This is a genomic window from Roseburia zhanii, assembly GCF_014287635.1.
Classification (GTDB): Bacteria; Bacillota; Clostridia; order Lachnospirales; family Lachnospiraceae; genus Roseburia_B; species Roseburia_B zhanii.
This window is the reverse complement of sequence record NZ_JACOPH010000004.1, coordinates 94,646-120,928: the sequence shown is the minus strand read 5'-3', so window position 1 is coordinate 120,928 and position 26,283 is coordinate 94,646. Positions and strand designations below refer to the sequence as shown.

Annotated in this window: 26 protein-coding genes, 1 tRNA gene and 1 pseudogene; 22 read left to right on the top strand and 6 right to left on the bottom strand. The window is 39.9% G+C overall.

What is annotated here, in order from left to right; all coding sequences use genetic code 11:
- The first annotated feature begins 18 nt into the window (after positions 1-18).
- The 4 genes and pseudogenes from H8S17_RS17365 (at position 19) to H8S17_RS06960 (ending at position 1,718) form a co-directional block, all read left to right on the top strand.
- Positions 19-435: a hypothetical protein gene (locus H8S17_RS17365; protein ID WP_186866736.1), complete on the top strand. Its 417-nt coding sequence runs from the start codon at positions 19-21 to the stop codon at positions 433-435.
- Positions 436-457: 22 nt separating this feature from the next.
- A pseudogene (locus H8S17_RS17360) lies at positions 458-700 on the top strand (flagellin); the annotation flags it as partial.
- Between the two features lie 144 nt (positions 701-844).
- A tRNA-Lys gene (locus tag H8S17_RS06965) sits at positions 845-917 on the top strand.
- 144 nt (positions 918-1,061) lie between these two features.
- Positions 1,062-1,718: an HAD family hydrolase gene (locus H8S17_RS06960; RefSeq protein WP_178051914.1), complete on the top strand. Its 657-nt coding sequence runs from the start codon at positions 1,062-1,064 to the stop codon at positions 1,716-1,718.
- A gap of 210 nt (positions 1,719-1,928) precedes the next feature.
- Here H8S17_RS06960 and trmB read toward each other — a convergent pair whose 3' ends face one another.
- Positions 1,929-2,567 carry a tRNA (guanosine(46)-N7)-methyltransferase TrmB gene (trmB, locus tag H8S17_RS06955; protein WP_186866735.1) on the bottom strand — a complete coding sequence of 213 codons (639 nt, stop codon included), beginning with the start codon at positions 2,565-2,567 and terminating at the stop codon, positions 1,929-1,931.
- Positions 2,568-2,737: 170 nt separating this feature from the next.
- On the opposite strand from trmB, the gene H8S17_RS06950 reads away from it, so the two are divergent.
- Positions 2,738-4,168: a D-alanyl-D-alanine carboxypeptidase family protein gene (locus H8S17_RS06950; RefSeq protein ID WP_243237998.1), complete on the top strand. Its 1,431-nt coding sequence runs from the start codon at positions 2,738-2,740 to the stop codon at positions 4,166-4,168.
- Between the two features lie 120 nt (positions 4,169-4,288).
- On the opposite strand, the gene H8S17_RS06945 is transcribed toward H8S17_RS06950, so the two are convergent.
- A complete protein-coding gene (locus tag H8S17_RS06945; protein ID WP_186866734.1) occupies positions 4,289-4,726 on the bottom strand; it encodes a hypothetical protein in 438 nt (145 codons plus the stop codon).
- A gap of 539 nt (positions 4,727-5,265) precedes the next feature.
- On the opposite strand from H8S17_RS06945, the gene H8S17_RS06940 reads away from it, so the two are divergent.
- The 8 genes from H8S17_RS06940 (at position 5,266) to rsmI (ending at position 12,357) form a co-directional block, all read left to right on the top strand.
- Entirely contained in the window at positions 5,266-5,892 is a 627-nt protein-coding gene (locus H8S17_RS06940) for a type IV toxin-antitoxin system AbiEi family antitoxin domain-containing protein (protein WP_186866733.1), read from the top strand.
- On the top strand, positions 5,892-6,791 hold the full coding sequence (locus tag H8S17_RS06935; RefSeq protein WP_186866732.1) for a hypothetical protein: 900 nt from the start codon (positions 5,892-5,894) through the stop codon (positions 6,789-6,791). Before H8S17_RS06940 ends, H8S17_RS06935 begins: the two co-directional genes overlap by 1 nt.
- A 20-nt stretch (positions 6,792-6,811) precedes the next feature.
- Positions 6,812-8,251: an aminotransferase class I/II-fold pyridoxal phosphate-dependent enzyme gene (locus tag H8S17_RS06930; protein WP_186866731.1), complete on the top strand. Its 1,440-nt coding sequence runs from the start codon at positions 6,812-6,814 to the stop codon at positions 8,249-8,251.
- Positions 8,252-8,305: 54 nt separating this feature from the next.
- Entirely contained in the window at positions 8,306-8,746 is a 441-nt protein-coding gene (locus H8S17_RS06925; RefSeq protein WP_178050945.1) for a YaaR family protein, read from the top strand.
- 66 nt (positions 8,747-8,812) lie between these two features.
- Entirely contained in the window at positions 8,813-9,802 is a 990-nt protein-coding gene (locus H8S17_RS06920) for a DNA polymerase III subunit (RefSeq protein WP_186866730.1), read from the top strand.
- Position 9,803: 1 nt separating this feature from the next.
- Entirely contained in the window at positions 9,804-10,712 is a 909-nt protein-coding gene (locus tag H8S17_RS06915) for a PSP1 domain-containing protein (protein WP_186866729.1), read from the top strand.
- Complete coding sequence (locus H8S17_RS06910; protein ID WP_186866820.1) at positions 10,702-11,439, top strand: tRNA1(Val) (adenine(37)-N6)-methyltransferase; 738 nt, start codon at positions 10,702-10,704, stop codon at positions 11,437-11,439. The genes H8S17_RS06915 and H8S17_RS06910 overlap by 11 nt, the downstream gene beginning before the upstream one ends.
- 78 nt (positions 11,440-11,517) lie before the next feature.
- Entirely contained in the window at positions 11,518-12,357 is an 840-nt protein-coding gene (gene rsmI / locus H8S17_RS06905) for a 16S rRNA (cytidine(1402)-2'-O)-methyltransferase (RefSeq protein WP_186866728.1), read from the top strand.
- Positions 12,358-12,466: 109 nt separating this feature from the next.
- Here rsmI and H8S17_RS06900 read toward each other — a convergent pair whose 3' ends face one another.
- On the bottom strand, positions 12,467-14,239 hold the full coding sequence (locus H8S17_RS06900) for a DUF885 domain-containing protein (protein ID WP_243237997.1): 1,773 nt from the start codon (positions 14,237-14,239) through the stop codon (positions 12,467-12,469).
- A 114-nt stretch (positions 14,240-14,353) separates the two neighbouring features.
- Here H8S17_RS06900 and H8S17_RS06895 point away from each other — a divergent pair, with 114 nt between their 5' ends.
- The 4 genes from H8S17_RS06895 to H8S17_RS06880 all read left to right on the top strand — a co-directional run bounded on the left by H8S17_RS06895 (position 14,354) and on the right by H8S17_RS06880 (position 17,417).
- Entirely contained in the window at positions 14,354-14,950 is a 597-nt protein-coding gene (locus H8S17_RS06895; RefSeq protein WP_186866727.1) for a nucleoside recognition protein, read from the top strand.
- Between the two features lie 266 nt (positions 14,951-15,216).
- Positions 15,217-15,984, top strand: a complete 768-nt coding sequence (locus tag H8S17_RS06890) for a basic amino acid ABC transporter substrate-binding protein (RefSeq protein WP_186866726.1) — start codon at positions 15,217-15,219, stop codon at positions 15,982-15,984.
- 22 nt (positions 15,985-16,006) lie between these two features.
- Complete coding sequence (locus tag H8S17_RS06885) at positions 16,007-16,708, top strand: amino acid ABC transporter permease (RefSeq protein ID WP_243237996.1); 702 nt, start codon at positions 16,007-16,009, stop codon at positions 16,706-16,708.
- Positions 16,695-17,417 (top strand): amino acid ABC transporter ATP-binding protein, encoded by a 723-nt coding sequence (locus H8S17_RS06880; protein WP_186866725.1) that lies wholly within the window; start codon positions 16,695-16,697, stop codon positions 17,415-17,417. The genes H8S17_RS06885 and H8S17_RS06880 overlap by 14 nt, the downstream gene beginning before the upstream one ends.
- A gap of 82 nt (positions 17,418-17,499) precedes the next feature.
- Here H8S17_RS06880 and H8S17_RS06875 read toward each other — a convergent pair whose 3' ends face one another.
- A complete protein-coding gene (locus H8S17_RS06875; RefSeq protein WP_186866724.1) occupies positions 17,500-18,027 on the bottom strand; it encodes a spore maturation protein in 528 nt (175 codons plus the stop codon).
- A 136-nt stretch (positions 18,028-18,163) separates the two neighbouring features.
- Here H8S17_RS06875 and H8S17_RS06870 point away from each other — a divergent pair, with 136 nt between their 5' ends.
- Entirely contained in the window at positions 18,164-18,709 is a 546-nt protein-coding gene (locus tag H8S17_RS06870; RefSeq protein ID WP_186866723.1) for a phosphatase PAP2 family protein, read from the top strand.
- A 138-nt stretch (positions 18,710-18,847) separates the two neighbouring features.
- Positions 18,848-20,182, top strand: coding sequence for an ATP-binding protein (locus tag H8S17_RS06865; RefSeq protein ID WP_178050935.1), 1,335 nt, complete (start codon positions 18,848-18,850; stop codon positions 20,180-20,182).
- 60 nt (positions 20,183-20,242) lie between these two features.
- Here H8S17_RS06865 and H8S17_RS06860 read toward each other — a convergent pair whose 3' ends face one another.
- Together H8S17_RS06860 and H8S17_RS06855 are read right to left on the bottom strand one after the other, a co-directional pair.
- Entirely contained in the window at positions 20,243-21,178 is a 936-nt protein-coding gene (locus tag H8S17_RS06860) for a S1 RNA-binding domain-containing protein (RefSeq protein WP_186866722.1), read from the bottom strand.
- Between the two features lie 129 nt (positions 21,179-21,307).
- Positions 21,308-22,648 carry an MATE family efflux transporter gene (locus H8S17_RS06855; RefSeq protein WP_186866721.1) on the bottom strand — a complete coding sequence of 447 codons (1,341 nt, stop codon included), beginning with the start codon at positions 22,646-22,648 and terminating at the stop codon, positions 21,308-21,310.
- 359 nt (positions 22,649-23,007) lie between these two features.
- Between H8S17_RS06855 and H8S17_RS06850 the strand changes: the two genes are divergently transcribed.
- The 3 genes from H8S17_RS06850 to H8S17_RS06840 all read left to right on the top strand — a co-directional run bounded on the left by H8S17_RS06850 (position 23,008) and on the right by H8S17_RS06840 (position 26,143).
- Positions 23,008-23,466 carry a pyridoxamine 5'-phosphate oxidase family protein gene (locus H8S17_RS06850; protein ID WP_186866720.1) on the top strand — a complete coding sequence of 153 codons (459 nt, stop codon included), beginning with the start codon at positions 23,008-23,010 and terminating at the stop codon, positions 23,464-23,466.
- 203 nt (positions 23,467-23,669) lie between these two features.
- On the top strand, positions 23,670-24,845 hold the full coding sequence (locus H8S17_RS06845) for a PucR family transcriptional regulator (RefSeq protein ID WP_186866719.1): 1,176 nt from the start codon (positions 23,670-23,672) through the stop codon (positions 24,843-24,845).
- A gap of 26 nt (positions 24,846-24,871) precedes the next feature.
- A complete protein-coding gene (locus H8S17_RS06840) occupies positions 24,872-26,143 on the top strand; it encodes a Zn-dependent hydrolase (protein WP_186866718.1) in 1,272 nt (423 codons plus the stop codon).
- The last annotated feature ends 140 nt before the right edge of the window (positions 26,144-26,283 follow it).

The following is a 26,283-nucleotide window of genomic DNA, read 5'->3' as shown; positions in this document are numbered from 1 at the left end:
GTTGGTACGGTGGATGATGTGACAAACTTACAAAATAGCATCAAAGCCGGTGATACCGTATCTGTAGGTGGAACAACCAAAACCGTTACTGCTGAAACACCGAAGACATTAGATGAAATTGAAAAAGATACTCTGTTAGATACCGTAGGTGCAAAGGTGTCCATTGGCTCTAAGGAGTATACAATTCAAACCAGTACAGATCTCGATAAAAATCAGATTACAAAAGATGATTTCATTGCAAGGATCAAAGATGGAGATAAGGTTGGAATAGGAGCAGCAGCCGGTGCAAAGAATTATTATACGGTGCTTGTTAAGGCGTCCGACGATGACTCTATCACATTAGATGAAGCCTACAGCAAGATGGCAGAGGAACTCAAGACAGCCAGCTTCATCGGTACAGATACCGCTGCAACTGTGAAGAACAATGGCACTTGAGATCACACAGGGATCTGTAAAAGTGAAGGGAATCAACGTATCTGATAACAACGGCGTTGCAGCTATTTACGCAATCGATGCGATCGCAGATGCTATCTCTAAGGTATCTTCACAGCGTTCTGCTCTCGGTGCGGTCCAGAACCGTTTAGAGCATACGATCTCTAACTTAGATAACGTCGTAGAGAACACCACAGCAGCTGAGTCACGTATCCGTGATACAGATATGGCAGAAGAGATGGTTAACTACAGTAAGAGTAGGCAGTTATATTTCACAAAAAAGGGATTCTTCGGAATCCCTTTTTTAATTTCCTCCTAAAAAAGTCCTAAAAAAAGTCTTAAAAAAATTAAAATAATGCTTGCATTTTATAAAATAATCATGTATAATAAATTTTGTCGTCGAAAGAGATATGCGCCACTAGCTCAGTTGGCAGAGCACCTGACTCTTAATCAGGGTGTCCAGGGTTCGAACCCCTGGTGGCGCACTTAGAAACACTGATTTTGCGGACGTAAGAGCCGTGGGGTTGGTGTTTTTTGTTATACAAAGTTGATTTTTGACAGTCTAAAAGACATATCTTGCGATTTTATGATACAATACAGATAATCAGACAGACATAGGAGGAAAAGACATGGAACGGTTTGAAGCAGTTGTATTTGATTTAGATGGTACATTATTAAATACATTAGAAGATCTTACAGACAGTGTAAATGTGGCTTTAAGAGCATATCATTGTCAGGAGAAAAGCATAGAACAGGTGCGTACTTATGTAGGAAATGGTATCCGTAAATTGATCGAGCGGTGTTTAGAAGGTGGTGAAGATCACCCTGATTTTGAAGCTATTTTTACTGCATTTAAAGAACATTATAAGGATAACTGCCAGAATAAGACAAGACCTTATGATGGTGTCATCGAATTACTCAGGACATTAAAGGCACAGGGCAAGAAGCTTGCAATCGTATCTAACAAAGCAGATTTTGCCGTAAAAGAATTAAATGACTATTATTTTGCAGAATTTGATATGGTTGCGATCGGAGAGAGTGAGAATGTCGCAAGGAAACCGGCACCGGATACAGTATATCAGGCATTAAAAGAATTAGATGTAACAAAAGATAAAGCGGTATATATAGGCGATTCCGATGTAGATGTACAGACAGCAAAAAATGCCGGACTGACCTGTATCAGTGTATTATGGGGATTCCGTGACAGAGCATTGTTAGAGCAGAATGGTGCAAAGCACTTTGCCAACAACTGTGCGGAAGTATTAGATCTGATCGACAGATTATAGTCATAGACGGTCATAGGTAACATACTAATGAAGATTTAATATGTGACACACTTCTTTGAAAGAGCTGCGGATACAGCAGCATTTTTTCCATATGCAGCGGTGCTTATAAAAAAAGCAGCGGCATTTGCGGTGGCAGCAGCATCTGTGTTTCATAAAAAGACCTCTTTATATGAGATATTAGTATATCTTATGCAAAGAGGTTTCTTTATGTTATCTTGATGCGATCAATTTGCAGATCGGATTGCCCAGAGAAGAAAATTTTTCTTCATATTCTGTCATGATATTTCCCTGATTCATGGAATCGTCATGGTGCAGGTCAAAGGTGTAAGCATCGATCTTCCAGCCGGCCTGTGGGATTTCCTCTAAGGAAAAATCAAACAGTCCGCGGTTATCGGTCTTAAATTCGATATGACCTTCCGGTGCTAAGATGGCATTATATCGTTCTAAGAAAGTTCTTGAAGTTAAACGTCTTTTGGCATGGCGGTCTTTAGGCCATGGATCAGAAAAGTTTAGATAAATTTTGTCTACCTCACCAGCCGCAAAGATATCCGGCAGAGTCGCGGCATCTATGCATAAGAACTTTAAGTTATCTAATGGTTCAAGTTCCATTTTCTGAAGGGCACGAAGCAGGACACTTGTGTAACGCTCGATTCCGATGTAATTGATATCGGGATGTTCTTTGGCTAGGGACATGATAAACTGTCCTTTTCCCATACCGATCTCGATATGGAGCGGATGATCGTTAGAAAACAGTGATTTCCAGTTTCCTTTATGTTCTGTAGGTGTATGAATACAAAAAGGACTGTTTGCAACTGCTTCATCGGCACCTTTTATATTTCGTAAACGCATCTTTTTTCCTCATTTCTATTTTACTGCATTGTATCTACCACATGATACAACAAAATAAAAAGAAAAGAAAGGGATTACAAAATATTATTGCGAATCTTGTAAGGGAAGTCTATACTATATTTAAATGCAGTATAAAAGTAGTAAGAAAAGAATAAGAAAGAGGTACTCCTTTGAAAATATATAAAAGATTAGTTTGTATGATATGTGCAGTGATGATGTTAATGTGTACCGGTTCAGATATGATCCGGGCTGAGGAAGTGGCAACAGACAGTGGTTACTGGCCGGCAGGACCGGAGATCGTATCAGCGTCGGGAATTGTCATGGAGGCAGATACCGGAACGATCCTCTATGAAAAAAATATCAACGATGTACATTATCCAGCAAGTATCACAAAGATCCTGACAACACTTCTTGCGATAGAGAACAGCAGCATGGACGAGGTTGTGACATTTTCCTATGATGCGGTTCATAAAACAGAAGGTTCAGGTATTGCAAGAGATGTTGATGAGCAGATGACCATGGAACAGTGTTTATATGCGATCATGCTTGCGTCTGCTAATGAATGTGCATATGCGGTTGCAGAGCATGTAGGTGGGGATATCGGAACTTTTGTACAGATGATGAATGACCGGGCGGCACAGATCGGCTGCCAGAATACACATTTTAATAACTGTAACGGTCTGCCGGACGAGCAGCACTATACGAGTGCATATGATATGGCACTGATCGCAAGAGAAGCATATAAAAATGAAGCTTTCCGGATCATATGCGGAACAAAGACCTATACCATACCATTTACGAACAAACATACAGATGAAGAAACATATCTGCAGAACCATCACCAGATGCTCTATCCGTTAAAAACCAGAAAGTATCTGTATGATTACTGCACAGGTGGTAAAACAGGATATACAACGGTAGCAAACAATACATTAGTTACTTATGCGGAAAAAGATGGAATGACTTTGATCTGTGTGGTGATGGATGCACCGGCAGGTTCACATTATGAAGACACAAGAGCATTATTTGATTTTTGCTTTGACAATTTTAAAGCAATGAATGTTTCTGAAAATGAAACTTCTTATACACAGCAGAATGCAGCAGGCGGAAGTAAAATGGACGATTTTGAACCGTTTGTAGCATTAGATCCTTCCGGAACGATCATTCTTCCGGTAACTGCTGAATTTTCAGATGCAGAATCGAAGATCGTATATGATGATACCAATGAGGATATTTTAGGAAGTATCGAGTATACTTATGCAGGGCGTGTGGTCGGAAGTGTGGATATTACAGCCACAAATGCCAGCGTTGACAGCTTCAGGTTTCATGGACAGAAAAATACATCTGCAGCTGAAGATACAGAAGATAAAAAGCCAGAAGTCAAAAAACAAAACAAAGTCTTTCAGATCAACCTGCGTGTGATAGCAGCAGTTGTGATCGGAATCATGGTATTGGCACTGTTGATCTTCTTAGGCTGGAAGTTCATCGATAACTTTTATGCGATCAGGCGTAAGCTTCATTTTGATAAAAAGCCGAGATCTCCATATAAGACGATTCGTACAAATAAAATGTATCGGAAAAAACATCGCAAACGGCGTTGACGACATAAATTTATAATAAAACAAACAAAACGACAAAATATGATATGATATTTTGTCGTTTTGTTTTGTTTAAGACAGAAAATAAATTATATTAAAATTGGGCAAAATTAAATAAATAATTTATACAACAAGGAAAGATTGCAACAATTTTTCTAACTGTTCTGGCTGGCTGCTATAGATCAGTAAGCCGTTTGAACTCTCGGTGATCGTTAGGATTTTATCCTGAAAAGTAATCGAAGTTAAAAGAAGCTGCTTTACATAAGGACAGAGAGCTGGTTCTAAAGATAAGAATACCGGAGTGGCATCTGTAAGGATCGTCGTACTGGCATTCGATAAAGAGAGGGCATGTTTGATGTCATCGTCCTGCCGGATCTGTTCTGTAGTTTTGTTGATGATAAAATATCCCTGTGCATCTTTTGGAAGATCCATGGCTTTTACGGCACGCTGTACCTGCTTGGTAAGACTTTCAGAAGCCGGATAAAGGGATTCAAAATAACTCATAAAGTCAGAAGCCTGTTTAAAGTGCTGGTTTTTCCCTTCCTGTAATACTTCGGTCATAAGAATACGCCGGATCATATTTTCGCAGGTTTCTCTCGAAGGGTTTTTGCGGAGGGAATGGGGGACGTTAGATTGTGGCATATGGGTTGTCCTTTCTTTTGGTTACTGTAAAGATGATACACGAATTGCTCCGTTGCTGCGCAACTCCCGCAATTCTACACACATTCGGAATCCGCAGATTTTCCAAGGAAAATCGCTACTTCCTCATGTGTGGCGGGTCAATAAGTCAGAAATTTAATCCTGCGAGCAGGAAGGATTTCTGACTTATAGTTACTGTAAGATGATACACGAATTGCTCCGTTGCTGGGCAACTCCCGCAATTCTACACACATTCGGAATCCGCGGATTTTCCAAGGAAAATCGCTACTTCCTCATGTGTGGCGGGTCAATAAGTCAACAATCTTATTCTGCAAGCAGAAACGATTGTTGACTTATTGACCCTGGTATCATCATACTACATCTTCCCTGTGTTTGACAGATAATTGCAGGAGAATTATAATAAATTATACCACTAATAACTATATGGAGCGGAAAATAATATGGAGAAGATGACAAGAGAGGAAAAGACCGAATATCTTCTTTCAGAGATCAAAAAGAAGATGGAGGAAAATGGGGGAATCATTAAAACAAATCAGATCACAGCATTGGGTGTGGACTACAGAAGGATTTTAGCATGGGTGGAAGACGGCACCTTAGAACGGGTGAAAAACGGCTATTATTCCTTTGGCTATAAGAACCGGTCAGAGGAAGATCTGATCTTAGGGCTGTTTTCAGATGGTGTACTCTGTTTAGACAGTGCGTTGTACTGCTATCATTATATCGAACAGAAACCGTATGCATGGCATCTTGCTGTTGATAAGAATACTTCAAAATCAAGATTTAAGATGGAATATCCGGTGGTCATACCTTATTATACAGAACCGGAAGTGTTAAAATTAGGCGTGACAGAGATCCCATTTGCAGGGGGAACGATGCCGATCTACACAAAAGAGCGTATGATCTGTGACTGCCTGAAGTATGAAGAAAAATTAGAACGTGATGTATTTAAGCGGGCACTTTTATCTTATATTGCAGATGGCTCTAAGGATATTGCTACACTTCTTAAGATCGCAAGAGAACGGAAAGTGCTGCAAAAAGTGCAGAATATGATAGGGGTGTGGCTGTAGTGCATAAGGAAAAGCTAAGTTACGGACTGCTGTTAGAAACATCGAAAAAGATGCAGATGCCATTTGCAGATCTTTTAGGCGGTGTGGTCTTAGAAGATATCATTGCAAGGATCGCTGGTTCTGCCGATAAAGAGAATTTCTGGCTTAGAAATTCAAATGTGATCGGAAAAGAGCAGTATCAAAAAAATCTTATACTGCATTTGGAATATGATTATGTGATCGGAAAATTCAAAAAAGCAGATCTAGAAAAAAATGTGCAGACACTGTTGATGGATTTAGCCGGACAGTTAGAAATGATATTTGCAGATACAGAGTCCGGTGTCAGTTACCGGATGAAAAAGCAGGTGCAAAAGCAGGATCTTCGGATACAGTTAAATGCCAGGATCGAAGAAATGCAGATTCCGGTTTCCTTAAAGATGCATCTGATGTTTGATGAGAAAAAGATCCCGAAGAAAGAAAGTTTTATGTCAATCGTATTTCCGAAAACAGAAGTGACTTATTACAGCTATCCGGTTGAGGCATTTTTAGCAGAAAATTTCATCGAAGCGGTTGTAAAATTAGAATTGATACAGGATATGAAAGTCTATTATGACATTTACTATCTGTTAGAGCGGGAAAGTGTAGACGGAAGAAAAGTCAAAGATTATATTGACGAAGAATGTGAAAATAAGCAGATCAAAAAAGAAACCGAACGTCTTGCCATGATCGCTTCTTATCGGGACTATATTTATATGAAGAAAAAGTGGAAAGTATTCTTGCGTTCCATTAAAGAAAAAGAGCCACAATGGGAAGCAGTCATCGATCGTTTTCTCTGCTTTTTTGAACCAATCTGGCAGGCTGTCATCGAAGATTTTGTATTTTTTGGCGACTGGATGCCGGAACTGAACCGCTTTTTGTGATGTGAGAAAAGGGAGATACTATGCATAACGGGGAAAAAACAGAATTTTTAGATATAAAACTAGAGCAGTATGCCAAAAGTGACTATTATCCTTTTCATATGCCGGGACATAAAAGAGTCCCATTTCATATGCCGGATCCCTATACGATCGACATTACAGAGATTGACGGATTTGATAACTTACATGCGCCGGAAGGGATTTTACTGCAGGCGCAAAAGAGGGCGGCGGCGTTATACGGAGCAGATAGGAGCTATTATCTGATTAATGGCAGTACCTGTGGGATTTTAGCCGCCATATCCGCAGCAGTTCCACCGAAAAAGACATTGTTAATGGCAAGAAATGTCCATAAATCTGTCTATCATGCAGTATATTTACGGGGATTAAAAACAGAATACCTTAATCCATGTATGACCGGTTTTGGCATTTTTGGTGCAGTCTGTGCAGATGAAGTAAGAAGAAAATTAGAGCAGAATTCAGATATTGCAGCAGTTATCATCACCTCTCCGACGTATGAGGGAATTGTAAGTGATGTTGCGAAAATTGCAGAGACCGCACATGCATTTCATGTTCCTTTGATCGTAGATGAAGCACATGGCGCACATTTTGGAATGTATGAAGCATTTCCGCAGACGGCTGTAAGGGCAGGAGCAGATGTGGTGATCCAGAGTATGCATAAGGTACTTCCATCACTTACACAGACAGCATTACTCCATCTGCATTCGGATCTGGTACAGCCCGAATCCATTGAACGTTTTTTAGATATCTATGAAACAAGTTCACCGTCTTATGTGTTAATGGCTGGAATGGAGAAATGTATCCGGCTGTTAGATCAGGATAAAGAGAACTTATTTGAAGAATTTTATAAAAAATTAGAATGGTTTTATAAGAAGACAGAAAATCTAAAGCATATCCATATTATGAAAAAAGAGGATTTCTCAGACGCAGAACGATATGACCTTGATCCGTCGAAGATCGTGATATCGGTCAGACATACGACGATGAGCGGCAGCAGGCTCTATGAAGTCTTGTTAAATAAATATCATTTACAGATGGAAATGGTTTCCGGTTTTTATGTCTTAGCAATGACGAGTATCATGGATCGCATGGAAGGGTTTGAAAGACTGTATGAGGCATTAGCTGAGATCGACGTATCGATTTCTACGCAGGAAGAAGATGATATCACAGAATTTATCCGGCAGTTTTATACACCAAGGGAGAAAAGATCAGAACTGTATGAAGCCATGGAACTTCCGGTAACAGCCATTCCTTTTGATGAAGCAGAAGGAAAGATATCGGGCAGCTATGTCTACTTATATCCACCGGGGATACCGGTACTTATACCGGGGGAGATCATTGATAAAAGCTGCATCGAAAATATCAGAAAAAGTATAAAACTCCGGCTGAACCTGCAGGGAATTGCCGATATAATAAATGAGAGGATAAACGTTGTCAATTTTTAGATACTATATTATACTAAAAGGTAGATTCAGGTGTTTGCAGGAAAGGAGTATCCAATGGATCTAAAAGTAAATGAAATGACACCCGCTGCATCAGTGGATACGACCGCAAAAGTGCAGACTTCTGATGGAAATTTCAAGTTTGTGCTGACGAGTGCCATTGGTGAAGCAGAACTTCAGGAACGTTTAAATACCCTGTTGAATGATATTACAACACAGGGAGAGCGGATCGCACAGCATATGGATATCCGCGATATGAAAAAGTACAGAGGTCTTGTGAAAGATTTCTTAAACGAAGTTGTAAACCGTTCCCACAAATTTTCCAGAGAGAATTTTCTTGACCGGAGAGGACGACACAGAGTTTATGGTATCATCCGTCTGATCGATGAGAATTTAGATGAATTAGCAGGTGAACTGGTCAAAGACGAAAAAGACCATCTTTCGATCTTAGAGAAGATTGGTGAGATACAGGGATTGATATTAGATATTTTTACTTAAGATGAGATACCTGTGAATAAAAACGAAAGCCGGCAGAACGAGATCATATAGAGGAAAGTGACTGACATGAAAGATTTTTCAAATATTATTGGGCATGAAAAGATCATCGAATATTTTCAGAATGCGATCGCAATGGATAAAGTGAGCCATGCATATATTTTAAATGGAGCGGATAAATCCGGTAAGATGATGTTAGCGGAGGCGTTTGCAAAGACGCTCGAATGTGAAAAAGGAAAAACGGTGCCATGTGGGGAATGTCATTCCTGCAGGCAGGCAGATGGAAGAAACCAGCCGGATATCATCTATGTGACGCATGAGAAACCGAATACATTAGGTGTGGAAGATATCCGTAAACAGTTAAATGATGATATTGTATTAAAGCCATATAGCAGCAGATATAAGATCTATATTATCGATGAAGCAGAGAAGATGAATGTACAGGCACAGAATGCACTTCTTAAGACGATCGAAGAACCGCCGGCTTATGCACGTATCCTTCTTCTGACCACGAATGCAGATAGTTTTCTTCCGACGATCCTTTCAAGATGTGTGCGTTTAGATTTAAAAGCGGTTGCCGATGAAAAGATCCGGCGTTATTTAATGGAAGAAAAGCAGATACCGGATTATCAGGCTGATATCTGTGTTGCTTTTGCACAGGGGAATGTCGGCAAGGCAATCGAGTTATCAAGTTCAGAAAACTTCAATGAGATGAAAAATTCCGCCCTACAGCTTATCAAGAGGTTAAAAGATATTGACCTGTATGAAATGACTCAGGCGGTAAAACAGATTACCGAATATAAATTAGAGATCACGGATTACTTTGACCTGATGATGGTATGGTATCGCGATGTACTTTTATATAAAGCAACGGCAGACGCAAACAAGCTGGTATTAAAAGATCAGATCTATGATATTAAAAAAGCAGCAAGCAAAAGTTCCTATGAGGGCATCGAGCTGATCTTAGAAGCGTTGGAAAAAGCGAAAGCCCGTCTGCGTGCAAATGTTAATTTTGAACTTGTGATAGAACTTTTACTATTGACTATAAAGGAGAATTAGAATGATAAAGGTAGTTGGAGTCCGGTTTCGCAATGCCGGTAAGATATATTATTTTGATCCGGCAGATTTAGATATCACGACGGGAACGCATGTGATCGTGGAAACTGCCCGCGGGGTAGAAATGGGAACCGTGATCTTAGCCCCGAAAGAGGTTGACGATGAAAAGGTGATACAGCCGTTAAAAGCTGTGATCCGTATTGCAACAGATGCAGACGAAAGAACCGTCAAAAAGAATCGGGAAAAAGAAAAAGAAGCATTTAAGATATGCCTTGAGAAAATAGCAAAGCATAAATTAGATATGAAGTTAGTTGATGCAGAATACACATTTGACAACAATAAGCTGTTATTTTATTTTACAGCAGACGGACGGATTGATTTCCGTGAGCTGGTAAAAGACCTTGCAGCAGTATTCCGTACAAGGATCGAACTCAGACAGATCGGTGTCAGGGACGAAACAAAGATCTTAGGCGGTGTAGGTATCTGCGGAAGGGCATTGTGCTGTCATACCTTTTTATCTGAATTTGCTCCGGTATCGATCAAGATGGCAAAGGAACAGAATCTTTCGTTAAATCCGACGAAGATCTCCGGAGTCTGCGGACGGTTGATGTGCTGTCTTAAGAATGAGCAGGACACATACGAATACTTAAATGCCCGCCTTCCGGGAATCGGTGATACGGTGACAACACCAGAGGGCTTAAAAGCAGAAGTGCAGAGTGTCAATGTCTTACGGCAGAATGTAAAAGTCATTGTAGAGATCGATGATGAGAAAGAAGCTAGGGAATATAAGGTAAATGAATTAAAATTCCGCCCTAAGCGTCGTAAAGATGTAAAATTATCGGAAAAAGAATTAAAAGAACTTGCCTCTTTAGAGGATAAGGGAGGAAAATCAAAAATTGACGATGGAAAATAATCTAAAACCGGGAGAACGCTTAGATGAATTACATCGAAATGGTTATTATATCATTCAGAATGCCGAAAAATTCTGTTTTGGCATGGATGCCGTACTGCTTTCCGGTTTTGCAGCCGTAAAAAAAGGGGAGCGTGCCCTGGACCTTGGAACAGGAACAGGGATCATTCCTATTTTATTAGAGGCAAAGACAGACGGAGAGCATTTTACCGGACTCGAGATCCAGCTGGAAAGTGCAGACATGGCAGCAAGAAGTGTGGCATATAACCACCTTGAAGCAAAGATTGATATTATAACCGGTGATATAAAAGATGCTTCAAAGCGATTTGGGGCATCTTCTTTTGATGTGATCACAACGAATCCGCCATATATGATCGGAAATCATGGGCAGTCCTCGGATAATCAGGCAAAAGCAATCGCAAGACATGAAGTGCTTTGTACATTAGATGATATTTTAAGGGAAAGTGTTAAGCTTTTAAAACCAAAAGGCAGGTTTTATATGGTGCACAGACCGTTCCGTTTAGCGGAGATCATGAGTAAGATGTTATCGTATGGGTTAGAACCAAAGCGTATGAAGTTAGTCTATCCTTTTGTGGATAAAGAGCCGAATATGGTACTGATCGAGGGGTTAAAAGGGGGGAATTCCAGACTCACAGTGGAAAAACCTCTGATCGTATATAAAGAGCAGGGCGTGTATACAGATGAAATCTATGATATTTATGGGTATTAAATATCAGGGCGTTAGTTAAATGGCTGTAATATCAGAGAGGATTGTTACAGTAATTATGAAATAAGAAGGAGAACGAAGATGGCAGGAAAGCTGTATTTATGTGCAACGCCGATCGGAAATCTTGAAGATATTACGATGCGGGTGCTTAGAACTTTACAAGAAGTTGATCTGATCGCAGCGGAAGATACCAGAAATTCAATCCGGCTGCTTAACCATTTTGAGATCAAAACACCTTTGACCAGCTATCACGAATATAACAAGATCGATAAAGCATATCAGCTTGTGGAAAAAATGCGGGCAGGAGAAAATATCGCACTGATCACCGATGCAGGGACGCCGGGAATTTCAGATCCGGGAGAAGATCTGGTGCGTATCTGTTATGAAAGCGGGATTGAAGTGACTTCCCTTCCGGGAGCAGCAGCCTGTATCACTGCACTTACAATGTCGGGACAGAAAACAAGGCGGTTTTCATTTGAAGCATTTCTGCCAAAAGATAAAAAGGAACGGGCAGAAGTCTTAAAGGAAATGGAACAGGATACGAGAACGCTGATCGTTTACGAAGCACCGCATCATCTGTTAAAGACCTTAAAGGAACTCTATCAGGCATTAGGAAACCGTTCCGTTACGATCTGTCGTGAACTGACGAAGAAGTTTGAGGAAAAGAGAAAGACAACATTAGAAGATGCGGTCACATATTACGAAACAGAGGAGATCAGAGGCGAGTTTGTACTGGTTATAGAAGGGAAAAACCGCTCTGAAATCCGTGAAGCGGAAATAAAATCATGGGAAAGCATGACGACCGAAGAACATATGGCACTTTATGAGTCACAGGGTTTAGACCGGAAAGCCGCCATGAAAGCGGTGGCAAAAGACAGAGGCATCAGTAAGCGTGATGTTTATGCAGAACTTTTAAAATAAGAGATAGCATGTAGAAATATGAAATGTGTAAAATCAATCTGGCACAGGTCAATCCAGCAGTTGTTTTGACCTGTGCCAGAAATGTTTTTGTGCAGGGACTTTTTTGTATTTATATCGTATAAAAGTCATGCAGGTATTTCTTTAATAACGGAAACGGGGCGGGTCCCATGCGGATAACCGCCTGATGAAATGCATGCATGGAAAAATCATCTTTAAATTCATTTCTGGCAAATTCCTGCAATTCTAAAAATTCGAGGTACCCGATATAGTATTTCAGATAATGTGAAGGTTCTTCAATGATCAGTTCATAGATCCTTCGAATTGTATCAGAATCCTTAATTCCATAACCATTTAAAAAAGAAGCCGTATCAGAAAGGCTCCAGCCATCGTAATGGATCCCCATATCGATCGTTGCATAAAGGCTTAAGAGAGCAGACTGGTTATGCATGAGCATATCAGCAGTATCATGGTCTAGTCCGGCATATTGGTAAGAGAGCATTTCCACATAAGTTGCCCAGCCTTCGACATAACCGGGATAATTTAAGATGGCACGCAAAGGCGTAAGTCCTGCATGATAAGAACCGGTTGTCTGGTATAAATGCCCCGGATAACCTTCATGTGCAAGTGTCGTAAATAAAGAAAGTCCCTGATAATTGCTTTTGCCATTTAAGTAAATGACGTTATGGTCTGTCCGGTCGATCGGTGCAGTCAGATAAAATGCAGGAGCTAAGGTATCTTCTAAGGATTTATGGATATAGTTGATTTCATAATGTGTTTCCGGTGCAGGATAAAAATCCGTCTGTATCGCTTCTAATAAATGATCTAACATTTCTTCGGGTGTTGAAAAAGACAGTTTGGGATCATCTGCCGATAGCAGTTTCGGATTTTTGACAAGCAGGTTATGGATTGTTAAGAGGTCATCTGTACGCTGCTTTTCCGTTCTTTTCTGTAGTTCCGGGATCGTTTTATCAGAACCGGTATTGACAGCGACTAGATATTCATAATATGCTTTCCCATTTTCATATCCACTCAGGCTGCCGTTTTTAGAACCACTGTCCTTTAACTTAGAAAGAGTATCCGTCAGCATTTTATAGGCAGGAATCACATGATTCTGGATCAGGGAGCGGTTTAAGTCTTTATATTCCGTCTTTTTTTTATCGGAGAAATCAGCCATGGCATCAATACGTGTATCAAATGTATCGATCAGATAATTTTTATCGGGATTGGCGGTAAATGTCTGACAGGCATTGATGACCGTTTCTGCTGCAAAATCCGGCATAAAAAGTCCGGCTTTTGATTTTTCCACTTCAAAAACAGCAATTTCCTTGAAATAAACGTCCATGCAGGCAAGAAGTGCGAGATAATCGGTTACATCTGAAGGCTTGTAAAAGGTATATTCAGCTAAAAGTATCGGTAATTCAGACTGCGTTCCGGTCGTCGGACGGAGCGGCTCATGATAATAATAAAAGGAAGTGGCAGAAAGTTCCCTATTACAGTACGAGGTTAAAATATCATAAGTAAGCTGCTGTTTTGCGGAAAGGAGCGTCGGATCAAATTCGGATAACACAGCGGACATATTTTCCAGCTGGGCGATCGAGGCATGATGTGCATCTTTGGAAAGACTGCCAAGGGAAATAGCAGGATCTTTGATGTCAAAACTGTCAGGATCAGCGAGTGTGTAATGCAGGTTTATCGTATTACTGCTTAATTCCTGTACGAAAAGATCGTTCGTATAGCGGTCAAAGGAACGCTGCTCTTTCGTCAGCGAAACAGAGGAGATCAGTTTGGAGGGTGCCTGACAGGAAGTCAGGATAAAGACAGTTACGAACAGAAATAAAAAGCAGATGAAAAATCTTTTTTTATGGAACGGTTTTAGATTCAAGTAAGACCTCGGCAAGATAAGTTTATTAAAGCATATGAAAAATCAGGAAAAATATGTATCTCATAAGTGTGATAAAGCTGGCATAATATAAGTAAAAAAAGGGAATTGTCTGCGATGAATTATTTATGGGGAATGATGATCATTACCGGAGTGGTCTATGCCGCTTTTAACGGAACACTGCCGGAAGTGACAGAAGCAGCATTAAGTTCTGCAAAAGAAGCAGTCACATTGTCGATCACAATGATGGGAATCATGTCTTTCTGGGTAGGGATCATGCGGATCGCTGAAAATGCAGGGATCATTGAAGGTGCGACCAAAAAACTGATGCCGGTACTGCATTTTTTATTTCCGGATATCCCAAAAGGACATCCGGCAAATCAGTATATTGCAACAAATATGATCGCAAATATATTTGGGTTAGGCTGGGCAGCCACGCCGGCAGGGTTAAAAGCGATGGAGGCACTGTCTGATCTGCAGAAAGAGAGAAAGAAAACAGATCTTCATATCGCAAGCAAGGAGATGTGCATTTTTCTGATCATAAACATATCTTCCTTACAGTTAATACCGGTCAATATGATCGCTTACCGGCAGCAGTACGGAAGTGTCGATGCTGCGGGGATCATAGCCCCTGCGATCATAGCGACCTGTATCAGTACCGCAGCTGCGATCATATTCTGTAAGGTAGTAAGTGCCTGTTTACACAGATCGTAACCTGCTCATGCCTGCCAACATTGGTCAGAGAAGTATCATTATAATAGTAGATCTTAAAATCCTTTGACAGCATATATTGTCTGGTAGAAAACTGGGTTTGTAATCTTTTTTTCATACTTTCTATTATTCCGTTGAAGCGCAATTTTTGCAATGTAAAATATGGAAAGACAATAAAATGCATTTTTATACTTGTAATTATGCATAAAGATGATAAAATAAAAAAGATTCAGAGGAATAATGAGGATTTTGAAAGGAGATACAAGATTATGAAAAAGACATTAGTAGTACTTGCTTTAGCTATGACAGTTGCTTTGGCAGGATGTGGTTCAAAAGGTGCATCAGATAAAAGTGATGCGATCGCAGACGGAGTACTGACCGTTGGAACAAATGCAGAATTTCCGCCATTTGAATATGTAGGTGATGATGGAGAACCAGATGGTTTTGATATGGCACTCATTAAAGCGATCGGTGAGAAAATGGGTGTGAAAGTAGAAGTAGAAAATATGGAATTTGATTCCTTAGTAGCTTCTATCGGAAGTAAGATCGATGTTGCCATTGCTGGTATGACAGTTACAGATGAGCGTAAGAATATGGTAGATTTCTCAGATCCATATTATGAAGCAGTCCAGTATGTAATTGTTCCGGCAGACTCCACAATCGCATCGGCAAGTGATTTAGAAGGAAAGACAATCGGTGTACAGCTTGGAACAACCGGAGATTTTATTGTAGAAGATATTCCTGATGCAACTGCATCCCAGTACAATAAGGGTGTAGATGCTGTCAACGATCTGATCAATGGCAGAGTAGATGCTGTGATCATCGACAAGAATCCGGCAGAAGTATTTGCAGAAAAATTCGGTGATGATGTAAAAGTGATCGATGGTGCAGACTTTGATTTTGAAGCAGAAGAATATGCGATCGCAATGCCAAAGGGTGATGAAGCATTAGTAAGTGCAGTGAATCAGGCATTAAAAGATATCAAAGAAGACGGAACATTTGATAAATTAGTTGCTACATATATTGAGCAGAACTAAGAGATAGAATTGGAGAAAATCTATGCAGGAATGGATGGCAGATGTTGCTTATAAGTTTCGGATCGCTTTTATCGATGGTGACCGATGGAAACTATATCTACAGGGATTAGGGGTTACAATACAAATTGCTGTATTTGCAGCAATCTTAGGTGTGGTGATCGGTACGGTGATCGCATTGATGAAGATGTCTACGACAAGAACGGGAAAACGTACGATATTTTCCTACCTTGCACAGGCATACATTGATATTATCAGAGGAACACCGTCTGTATTACAGTTACTGATCATGTGGTTTATCGTGATGTCAAGCAGCAAAAACGGAGTGCTTGTAGCAGTCCTGACTTTTGGTATCAACAGCGGTGCCTATGTATCAGAGATCATGCGTGCAGGAATCCAGGCTGTCGATCATGGACAGATGGAGGCAGGACGTTCGTTAGGATTGTCAAAAGCGCAGACGATGCGTTATATCATTCTGCCGCAGGCGATCAAGAATGTACTCCCGCCGATCGGTAATGAATTTATTGTATTGTTAAAAGAAACTGCGATCGTAGGTTATGTCAGTCTTTCTGATCTGACAAGAGTTGCGAGTCAGGTAACATCAAGGACATATGAAGCATTTATGCCGTTGATCGGTGCCGCAGTTATTTACTTTATTATTATTAAGATATTGAGTAAATTGTTAGAGAGATTAGAGAGGAGGCTGCGTAAAGGTGATCACCGTTAAAAATCTGCATAAAACGTTTGGTAAAACAGAAGTATTAAAAGGCATTGATTATCATGTGGAAAAAGGTGAAAAGATCGTTATCGTAGGACCGTCAGGTTCCGGTAAAAGTACTTTTTTACGCTGCATGAATCTCTTAGAAACACCGACAAGCGGAGAGATCTGGTTTGATGGAAAACTGATCACAGATCCGAAAACAGATATCAACAAAGTAAGGGAACATATGGGAATGGTATTCCAGAACTTTAATCTGTTTAACAACTTAACGATCATGGATAATATCATTTTAGCGCCAACGAAATTAAAGCTGATGAACAAAGAAGAAGCGCAGGAAACAGCACTTAATCTCTTAAAAAGAGTCAATCTGACTGAAAAAGCAGATGCATATCCGTCACAGCTTTCCGGTGGACAAAGACAGCGGATTGCAATTGTCCGTTCCCTTGCAATGAATCCGAAGGTGATGCTGTTTGATGAACCGACTTCTGCACTTGATCCTGAAATGGTAGGTGAAGTGCTTGACGTTATGAAAGAGTTAGCAGACAGCGGTATGACGATGGTTGTTGTCACACATGAAATGGGCTTTGCAAAAGAAGTTGGAAGCAAAGTGCTGTTTGTGGATGAAGGAATCATCATGGAAGAAAATACACCGGAAGAATTTTTCAATCACCCGAAGAATCCGAGATTGCAGGATTTTCTCTCGAAAGTGTTATAGAGGATAAAGTGAGAATATATAAACCACAGGTTATGATGAATGCCTGTGGTTTTTTACAAATAATCTACAACGCTTCGAATATTTAGCACAACAGCCCCGCAAGAAAAATACTTGCCGCAATTCCGCTGATCACGGCAAAAAGCGAACCGGCAAGCGTAAAACGAGTCTTTTTTACATGGATATGCATAAAGTAGATGCTCATGGTATAGAAGATTGTTTCTGTACAGCTCATCATAATAGAAGCAGAAAGTCCGATAAAAGAATCTGTTCCATACGTTTTAAACAGGTCTAAGAGCAGACCGGTTGCAGCAGATGAGGAAAACATTTTGATGACAGCAACAGGGAGCAGTTCTGTCGGAATATGCAAAGGTCCCAGCAGGATTTTTAAAAGATCCGAAAAGAAATCCAGAAAGCCGGAGGCACGTAAGATTCCGACAGCCGTCATCAGACCGATCAGAGTTGGCAGGATATCAATAACGGTCAAAAATCCGTCTTTTGCACCTTTCAAAAAATCCTGGTACACATTCTGACGGTTTAACAGGGCGTAGGAAAGTATCATAAATATCGTAATGGGAATGATGGATTCTGATAGAAATTGTAAAAACTGCATGGATATACTCCGGAGAAAGCCTTAATCAAATATATGATGGGAATATCAAAAATATAAATATAAAATTGTGGGAGCTGCGTAGCAAGAAAGCAATCCGTGCTTCAAATAATGATAACGAAAAAATGAGGGAACAAAGATGAACTGGTTTTTAACTTTAGATGGAAATATCCTGTTGTGGATCCAGGAGTATGTCAGGAAAGACAGATTAGATCAGGTAGTGACCTTTATTACAAATCTCGGAAATGCCGGCTGGTTCTGGCTTGTGTTATCTGTGTTATTACTATTTTTTGTAAAATACAGAAAGACAGGACTGACAAGCCTTGTGGCAATTCTGATCGGATTTGTGATTACAAATCTTTTATTAAAAAACATAGTCAACCGTATCCGACCGTATGAAGTAGTAGAAGGATTACGGTTTATTGGAAAAATGCCGCATGACGCATCATTTCCATCCGGTCATTCGACCTGTTCGATGGCTGCTTCGGTTGTCCTGTTAAAGAAACTTCCAAAGAAAGCAGGTATACCGCTATTTGTATTAGGAATATTGATCTGTTTATCAAGGCTCTATGTCGGGGTACATTATCCGACAGATGTATTGATGGGAGCTGCCGTTGGGATAGTATCTGCGTTTGCGGCAATCCGTATTATGAGGACGTCAGATGTGGATAAAATTTTGCCATGATTGATTTAATATTTAAAAATCTTGAAGAAATGCACGCTTTTTTGGAATAAAACTTTGAAGAAATGCATAAAATGGAAATATAGAATCTTGAAGAAAAGCACATTTTATGCTATAACAGTTTATATTCAGGAGGATTCTATGTATTTTGAAAGAAAAGCATATAATAGTTTGTTAGAATGGAAAAAGCATTATTCAGGCCAATATGCAGTTTTGCTCGAAGGGGCAAGACGAGTTGGCAAATCTACGATTGCAGAGAATTTTGCGAAAAATGAATATAAGTCATATATTTTGATCGATTTTTCAAAAACAACGAATACTATACGGGAATGTTTTGATGATATCGGAAATCTGGATATGTTTTTTTTAAGACTACAAGCAGAAACCGGAGTAACGCTGTATAAACAGGAATCGTTAATCATATTTGACGAAGTACAGCTATTTCCTAAGGCTAGACAGGCAATCAAACATCTTGTAGCTGATGGAAGATACAGTTATATAGAAACGGGTTCTTTGATTTCCATAAAGAAAAATGTAAAAGATATTTTAATTCCATCTGAGGAAATGAAAATTCAGGTATATCCAATGGATTATGAAGAATTTTGTAATGCGACGGGTAATAACTATAAACTTTTACAGCAAATATATGATATGCGTGCATCCATTGGACAGGCTACAAACCGTAAATTGATGAGAGATCTTAGAATATATATGGCTGTTGGTGGTATGCCGCAGGCAGTAGAAGCTTATATAGAAGGTAGAAATTTTTCAGAAATAGATATGGTAAAAAGACAGATCATCGCACTTTATGAAGAAGATTTTAAAAAAATTGATGCATCTGGGAGAATATCTGCACTCTATCATTCAATTCCAGCTCAGTTGGCAAAAGATTCGAGAAAATACCGGGTTACAACTGCAATCGGAAAGAGAGGTAAGACAAAAACAGATGAATTGTTGTTTGAACTGATCGATTCTAAGACAATTTTACCATGTTTTAATTCGACAGATCCTAGAGTCAGTTTGACAGATACAAAAGATTTTGATAGTTATAAATTATATCTTTCAGATACAGGACTGTTTGTTACGTTAATGTTTATGGATCGTCCGGTAACCGAAAATGATGTGTACGCAAAGCTGCTTTCAGATAAATTACCGGCAAATTTAGGATATCTATACGAAAATCTTGTTGCCCAGATGATTGCTGCATCAGGTAGAGAACTATATTATCATACATGGGAAAAAGCTGGAAGTACACATTATTATGAAGTGGATTTTTTGATTTCTAAGGGAAGTAAAGTAAATGCTTTTGAAATTAAATCTTCCGGTATCGGTAAGCATGGATCAATCAAGGAGTTTTATAAAAAGTTTTCAAAAAATGTGCATAATATATATCTGTTATCTCAAAAGGATATTGGACAGGAAGAAAATCTTATGCTGAAACCATTTTATCTGATGCCCTTTATATTAAAAAACTAAGATAATAAAAAACGCTGTCACATAACAAAAATAGCTATGTGCCAGCGTTTTTCCTTCATACTAATCTAATTTCAAGTTCGCAAGCAAAGAACCAAGGCTCGTAGAAGCAGCTTCATTTGAAACATATTCCTGAACAGATTTCATCTCCTTGGCCTGTGTATCCACCATTTCTTCTTCAATCGCACGCATACTTAAGCTGATCTTATTGTCATTTGTATTTAAGATCTTAGCCTGTACGGTCTGACCGATCGATAAGACCTCACCCGGTTTTTTGATACGGCGGGTACAGATCTGGGAGATATGTACAAGACCGCTTAAACCATTTCCGAGATTGATAAATGCACCATACGGCATTAAAGTTTCTACCGTACCTTCAACAACACTTCCCGGAACTAACATGGCGATCTTATGATTCCGTTCTTCTTTCGCACGTTCCCGTTCTACCAGTTTTGCAGAAAGGACTAATTTTTTCTGGGCTGGATCTACAGTAATGACTTTTACATCTACATCTTTTCCAAGCCATGGGTTGCAGTCCTCGACATAATCTAAGCAGAGATGGGAAGCAGGGATAAATCCGCGGATGCCTTCCACATAGGCGATCACACCGCTTGGAACGATGCCTTTGATGCGGACATGTAAAACGGTTTCATCTTCTAAATACTGGTTTAACTTATCCCATGCAAGAATGTCATTTGCTTCTTTTCTGGATAAAAGAAGGTTGCCTTCACCATCGTCCATGCGGATAATAGTAGCTTCTAACACATCACCAACGTGAACGGATTCCGTCAGGTTAAAGTCAGGATCACTGCTTAATTCTTCTGCCTTGATGATGCCCGGTGCATAATACTTTAAGTCAAGTGTCACATCTTCTTCGCTGACTGCGATCACTGTACCGGTTATGATATCGCCTTCTGATAATTTGCGGAACGAGGATTCTAATTCTGCCTTGTAATCATCCATTGATTCTGTTGTTTCTGTTATGATTTCATCTGCCATACCTTATACACTCCTTTGATCTTATTTTGTAAATCTGTTGTAAGCATAAATACTAACCGTAAAGCCGCATACATTACATGCGCCCATTATAGCATAGAAATGTGAGTTCGAGAACTCACAAAACCAGTTTTATGAAATTTTTACTTTTCCCATCCATTTTCCGGAGTAGTAACGGACGGCTCCGACGAGTGCGGCACAACACCATGTCAGAGGGGAAACCCACCATAGTCCATAATAGCCAAAGCAGGCACTGAATAAGAATGTAAATCCGATTCTGGTAATGACTTCGGATACTCCCATTAAAACAGTGACTTTTACATCTCCGGCAGCACGTAAAATATTGTGATAGATTACTAAAAAACCTCCAATAACGAAAAATCCACTGAAAATCCTGATGTATTCGATCCCACAACGGATCGCATCGGTGTTCTGTGTGAATGCCTGCATGATCGGGCTGGCAAAAAACCAGATCACCGGACAGAAAATACCATAGCATATGATATCCATCAGATAGGCACAGCGGACTCCTTTTTTTACACGGTCAGGATTTCCGGCACCGACGTTTTGCCCGACAAAAGTACCAAGAGAAGTACCGATCGCATCTGCCATCTGCCAGCCTAAGCCTTCTACTTTGGTGCTGACCCCATAAGCGACAACTAAAGCTGTTCCATATGTATTGATCATTGCCTGTAAAGTCATATCTGAAATAGAGATGATACTCATTTGAAGTCCTGTAGGAACACCGTATATTAAGATCAGTTTTGCAATGCCGGTATCCATATGCATCTTTTCTTTTGACAGGCGGAGCATGGGCAGGATCTTAAATGCGTAGAGCAGACACAATACACCGGAGATCACCTGTGCAAGTACGGTTGCGAGTGCGGCACCTGCAACACCCATAGGTATACCTGCAATAAATAAAATGTCCAGTACGATATTCAGTGCGCTTGAAATGACCAGAAATATCAGTGGAACAACGGAATTTCCAAGGGAGCGCAGTACGGCAGAGATCCAGTTGTAAAGCATCGTGCCAATAGAACCCGCAAATATGGTGACGAGATAAACCCATGCATCCTGCATCAGGTCATCCGACGTCTGCAAGGCACAGAGTAACGGTTTTGCCCCGATCACACCGATAATTGTGATCAAAAGTGCGGAACCGGCAGCCACATAAATGGAAGTTACAAATGTTTCTGTAACTTTCTGTTCTTCTTTTGCACCATAGTATTGTGCGATCACAACGCTGACACCGGTAGTCAGCCCCATCATGACCGACTGCAGGAGATACATACCCGATCCGGCGATGCTGACGGCAGCCAGTGCATCATCACCTAAAAATTTTCCTACAATATATACATCAGCAAAATTATAGATCCGCTGAAAGAGCATACCTAAGAGTACCGGCAGAGCGAACCGGATCAGTTTAGGCATGATAGACCCTTTTGTCATATCCATTGTTTTTTCATTCATTTCCAGATACCTCCACTTATCCTGATGGGTGAGAACTTAATAAAATACTAATTAAATATAATTATCGCTACTGTTCACTCCGTGACCAGTAACTCGTGATTTTTGCATGAAAGTTCGCTTTGCGAAGCAAAAATCACCACCTGAATCACTTTCTTACGCAGACAGACAGTAAATGTCTGTCTGCTGTGTGAACAGTAACTAATTATCATAAAGATCAAAAATGGTCAAACAGGTAGACTTTACAAAGAGAAATAAATATGGTATTGTTTTTTAACAAACAAAGGCGTTGATCGAAAGATCAGTGCCTCTTTTTTATTATACAGGATATAAGAAATTTTAACAATGAGGAGGATTATATCATGGAAATGAGAAGAAAAGATAAGTTAATGGCCGCAGCTGAAGTAGAAGACGTATTAAAGAATACAGAGTATGGGATTTTAGGAACGTATGGGGAAAATGGCTATCCATATGCAGTCCCTGTTAATTATGTGTACAAAGATAATAAGATCTATCTGCATGGAACAAATGCATCAGGACACAAAAATATCAATATCAGACAGTGCAAAAAAGTTTCCTTTACTGTTGTGAGAAATACAGAAGTGATACCGGAAAGTTTCAATACGAAGTTTCAGAGTGTGATCTGTTTTGGTGATATCCGTGTACTTGAAGAAGGAAAAGAGCCATATTTGAAATTATTCTTAGAAAAATATTCACCTGATTTTATGGAAGAAGGAATGAAATATATTGAAAAAGCAAAGGATAAAGCGGCTGTCTATGAGATTACGTTAGTGGAGAAAACCGGAAAAGAGAAAATGTAAATGAAGATGTAATAAATATTTGTACAGACGTTACTGTTCAGACGCAAGCTTGACACTGCGCTGTCAAGCTATGCGCCATAGTGTTAATTATTGTGTGATTACAGCCCCTGCCTCGTAGAGGCATTTTAAATGGGCTGTAATCGTTGCTGGTCACACTGTCAGGTGTGAACAGTAACGTACAGACCGAGAAAGGGTGAAGAATAATGTCAGTTACTCTTGACAGGATCTACTATACAGCAATGCGGAAATATAAAATGAAGTTAGTTGCTGGATCTGGGGGAATTTGGGGGCAGGTGACATGGATTCATCAGGTAGAGGATAAGGATGTTATTGGCTTTTTAAAAGGTGGGGAACTTGTAGTAATTACAGGAATTACCAACATCGGCAGCGAAAGTCTGTTTGATTACACAGAGCAGTTGATCTCAAAAGAAGCCTGCGGACTGATCATCAATATCGGACCGTATATCAAATCTGTGCCGGCGTCGGTTTTAAAGCTGGCAGAAGAACATCAGTTTCCGGTATTTACGTTGCCATGGGATGTTCATCTGGTGGAATTTAACCGTGAGTTCTGCAATGAGATCATGAAAACAGACCAGAAATCGAAAAATCTCTGTGCGGCATTCCGAATGGCAGTTTTTTCACCTGAAAAAGCAGAAGAATATCTTCCTGTATTAGAAGACGAGGGGATTGGATCAGATAACAGGTTTTGTATGGTCAAGTGTATGCCTACGCTTACAGAGGGGGAAGATGGTGTAGATATCACGAAGTTATTTTATGATATCAGGACATATTTTGAACGGTACGTCAATAAAATATTTGATAAATATGTCATCTTCCGGAAAAATCATTTTTTGACAATGATCCTTCCTGCAAGTGAAAAAAGTGTTATACAGAATATGTTACAGGAAATGCTCTCATTTCCAAAGTGGCAGGATGGAAAAGGAAGCCTGACATTTGCAGTCAGTGATTTAAGTTTAGAGATCAAAAAATTGTCACAGTATTACGATGCCTTAACATGGATGTGCCGGATCGAATATAAAGAGCAGATAGATATTGGCTTCATGGACGAGTTAGGGATCGCAACACTTTTTCTGACAACAAAAGATAAGAAGTTTTTAGAGCAGTATAAAGAGCGGGAGATTGGTACGCTTGAACAATATGATGCAGAAAATGCGACAGATTACTGCAATATTCTATATGCATATTTAAAATGCAATGGAAAAATGTCAGATGTGGCAGAATTGTGTTATCTGCATCGGAATACGATCTCCTATCATCTGAAAAAAATATCTGAGATCTTACAATGTGATCTCTATAGTACGGTAGACCGTACGAAATATTATCTGGCACTAAGGATTAAGGAATTATTAGAAATATAGGATACAAAGAAAGAAGGCGGGTTTATATGTACCAGTGCAGTTTAGAAAATATGACAGAAAAAATACAGACTTTCGCTACGTTTGGAGCAACCGGAAATGGTGGGATCACCAGATATTCCCTGTCGAAAGAAGCGGTCATGGCAAGAGAAGAATTTGAAAAGAGAATGAGAAAGATCGGTGCTTCTATTGAGATCGATGATGTTGGTAATATATATGCAACGATTGCAGGAGAGGATGCGGATGCAAAGCGGATAGCCATGGGATCTCATGTGGATTCTGTATTAAATGGTGGTAATTATGATGGGATCTTAGGTGTCTTATCTGCAATGGAAGTACTTGAAACCATCGTTCGGGAAAAAATCCCGCACAAGCATCCATTGACAGCAGTTATCTGGACAAATGAAGAAGGCTCCTTATATGAACCGTCTATGATGTGTTCAGGAATCGTCTGTTATGATTATCTGCCACCACAGATTCAGGAGAAATATCATTTTGAAGATATGATGGATTCAAAAAGCATCGTGGATAATAAGACCACATTTGGAGAGGCTTTGAAACGATCAGGATATCAGGGAGATAAAAAATACCGGATGACACCGGAGAAATATGAGTGTATTTTTGAAACCCATATCGAGCAGGGACCGATCTTAGAAGAACATCATAAAGATATCGGAGTTGTGGATTGCGTGATCGGGTTAATGAATTACCGTGTGATCTTAAGAGGGCAGACCGTTCATTCGGGAACATTTCCGATGGAGCGGAGGAAAGATGCATTTTATGCGGCATCACAGGTGCTTTGCAGCCTGCATGAACAAATAGATGCCCTGCATATCCCGGGGCTGGTCTATACTACCGGTGAAGTGGTATGCCATCCATGCATCCATACCTGTGTACCGGATTATTTTGAATTTTCTTTTGATGCACGCCATAAAGATCCGAAATATCTAAAAAAGGTATTAGAGATATTAAAGGACTGTACAAAGAAAGAATGGAGTGGCTGTAGCTGTGAGATACAGGAGGCATGGACGAGAGAAACAGTATACTGGAATCAGACGCTGGTATCTTATGTGGAAAAAGCGGCAAGGGATCTTGGTGTATCTTATCAGTATATCCATTCGGGAGCCGGACATGATGCACAGTATTTAGGCTATATGCTGCCAACAACAATGATATTTGTGCAGTCTAAGGGAGGGCTGTCCCATTGCGAAGAAGAATATTCTTCGCCAGAGCAGTGTACAGAAGGTGCATCTGTGATGTTGAATGCAGTGTTGATGGCAGATATGGCAGAGGAATTGTAAACTTTTACAAAGTATTTTGTTAAGTTCAATGATGCAGAAAAAATTTTCAGGGCATATAATCATCCTTGTCAAGAAAACAAGGATGCAAAGACGCAGAGAAACAAAAACGTTTCATCTGCGTCTTTTTAATTCTAATTTAT

What these genes read in the sequence shown, in the direction of transcription:
- H8S17_RS06960 (WP_178051914.1), top strand. Translation starts at nt 1,062, where the DNA reads ATGGAACGGTTTGAAGCAGTTGTATTTGATTTAGATGGTACATTATTA.
- trmB (WP_186866735.1), bottom strand. Translation starts at nt 2,567, where the DNA reads ATGCGTTTACGAAATATAAAAGGTGCCGATGAAGCAGTTGCAAACAGT.
- H8S17_RS06945 (WP_186866734.1), bottom strand. Translation starts at nt 4,726, where the DNA reads ATGACCGAAGTATTACAGGAAGGGAAAAACCAGCACTTTAAACAGGCT.
- H8S17_RS06940 (WP_186866733.1), top strand. Translation starts at nt 5,266, where the DNA reads ATGGAGAAGATGACAAGAGAGGAAAAGACCGAATATCTTCTTTCAGAG.
- H8S17_RS06930 (WP_186866731.1), top strand. Translation starts at nt 6,812, where the DNA reads ATGCATAACGGGGAAAAAACAGAATTTTTAGATATAAAACTAGAGCAG.
- H8S17_RS06925 (WP_178050945.1), top strand. Translation starts at nt 8,306, where the DNA reads ATGGATCTAAAAGTAAATGAAATGACACCCGCTGCATCAGTGGATACG.
- H8S17_RS06920 (WP_186866730.1), top strand. Translation starts at nt 8,813, where the DNA reads ATGAAAGATTTTTCAAATATTATTGGGCATGAAAAGATCATCGAATAT.
- H8S17_RS06915 (WP_186866729.1), top strand. Translation starts at nt 9,804, where the DNA reads ATGATAAAGGTAGTTGGAGTCCGGTTTCGCAATGCCGGTAAGATATAT.
- H8S17_RS06910 (WP_186866820.1), top strand. Translation starts at nt 10,702, where the DNA reads ATGGAAAATAATCTAAAACCGGGAGAACGCTTAGATGAATTACATCGA.
- rsmI (WP_186866728.1), top strand. Translation starts at nt 11,518, where the DNA reads ATGGCAGGAAAGCTGTATTTATGTGCAACGCCGATCGGAAATCTTGAA.
- H8S17_RS06895 (WP_186866727.1), top strand. Translation starts at nt 14,354, where the DNA reads ATGAATTATTTATGGGGAATGATGATCATTACCGGAGTGGTCTATGCC.
- H8S17_RS06890 (WP_186866726.1), top strand. Translation starts at nt 15,217, where the DNA reads ATGAAAAAGACATTAGTAGTACTTGCTTTAGCTATGACAGTTGCTTTG.
- H8S17_RS06885 (WP_243237996.1), top strand. Translation starts at nt 16,007, where the DNA reads ATGCAGGAATGGATGGCAGATGTTGCTTATAAGTTTCGGATCGCTTTT.
- H8S17_RS06875 (WP_186866724.1), bottom strand. Translation starts at nt 18,027, where the DNA reads ATGCAGTTTTTACAATTTCTATCAGAATCCATCATTCCCATTACGATA.
- H8S17_RS06870 (WP_186866723.1), top strand. Translation starts at nt 18,164, where the DNA reads ATGAACTGGTTTTTAACTTTAGATGGAAATATCCTGTTGTGGATCCAG.
- H8S17_RS06865 (WP_178050935.1), top strand. Translation starts at nt 18,848, where the DNA reads ATGTATTTTGAAAGAAAAGCATATAATAGTTTGTTAGAATGGAAAAAG.
- H8S17_RS06860 (WP_186866722.1), bottom strand. Translation starts at nt 21,178, where the DNA reads ATGGCAGATGAAATCATAACAGAAACAACAGAATCAATGGATGATTAC.
- H8S17_RS06855 (WP_186866721.1), bottom strand. Translation starts at nt 22,648, where the DNA reads ATGAATGAAAAAACAATGGATATGACAAAAGGGTCTATCATGCCTAAA.
- H8S17_RS06850 (WP_186866720.1), top strand. Translation starts at nt 23,008, where the DNA reads ATGGAAATGAGAAGAAAAGATAAGTTAATGGCCGCAGCTGAAGTAGAA.
- H8S17_RS06845 (WP_186866719.1), top strand. Translation starts at nt 23,670, where the DNA reads ATGTCAGTTACTCTTGACAGGATCTACTATACAGCAATGCGGAAATAT.
- H8S17_RS06840 (WP_186866718.1), top strand. Translation starts at nt 24,872, where the DNA reads ATGTACCAGTGCAGTTTAGAAAATATGACAGAAAAAATACAGACTTTC.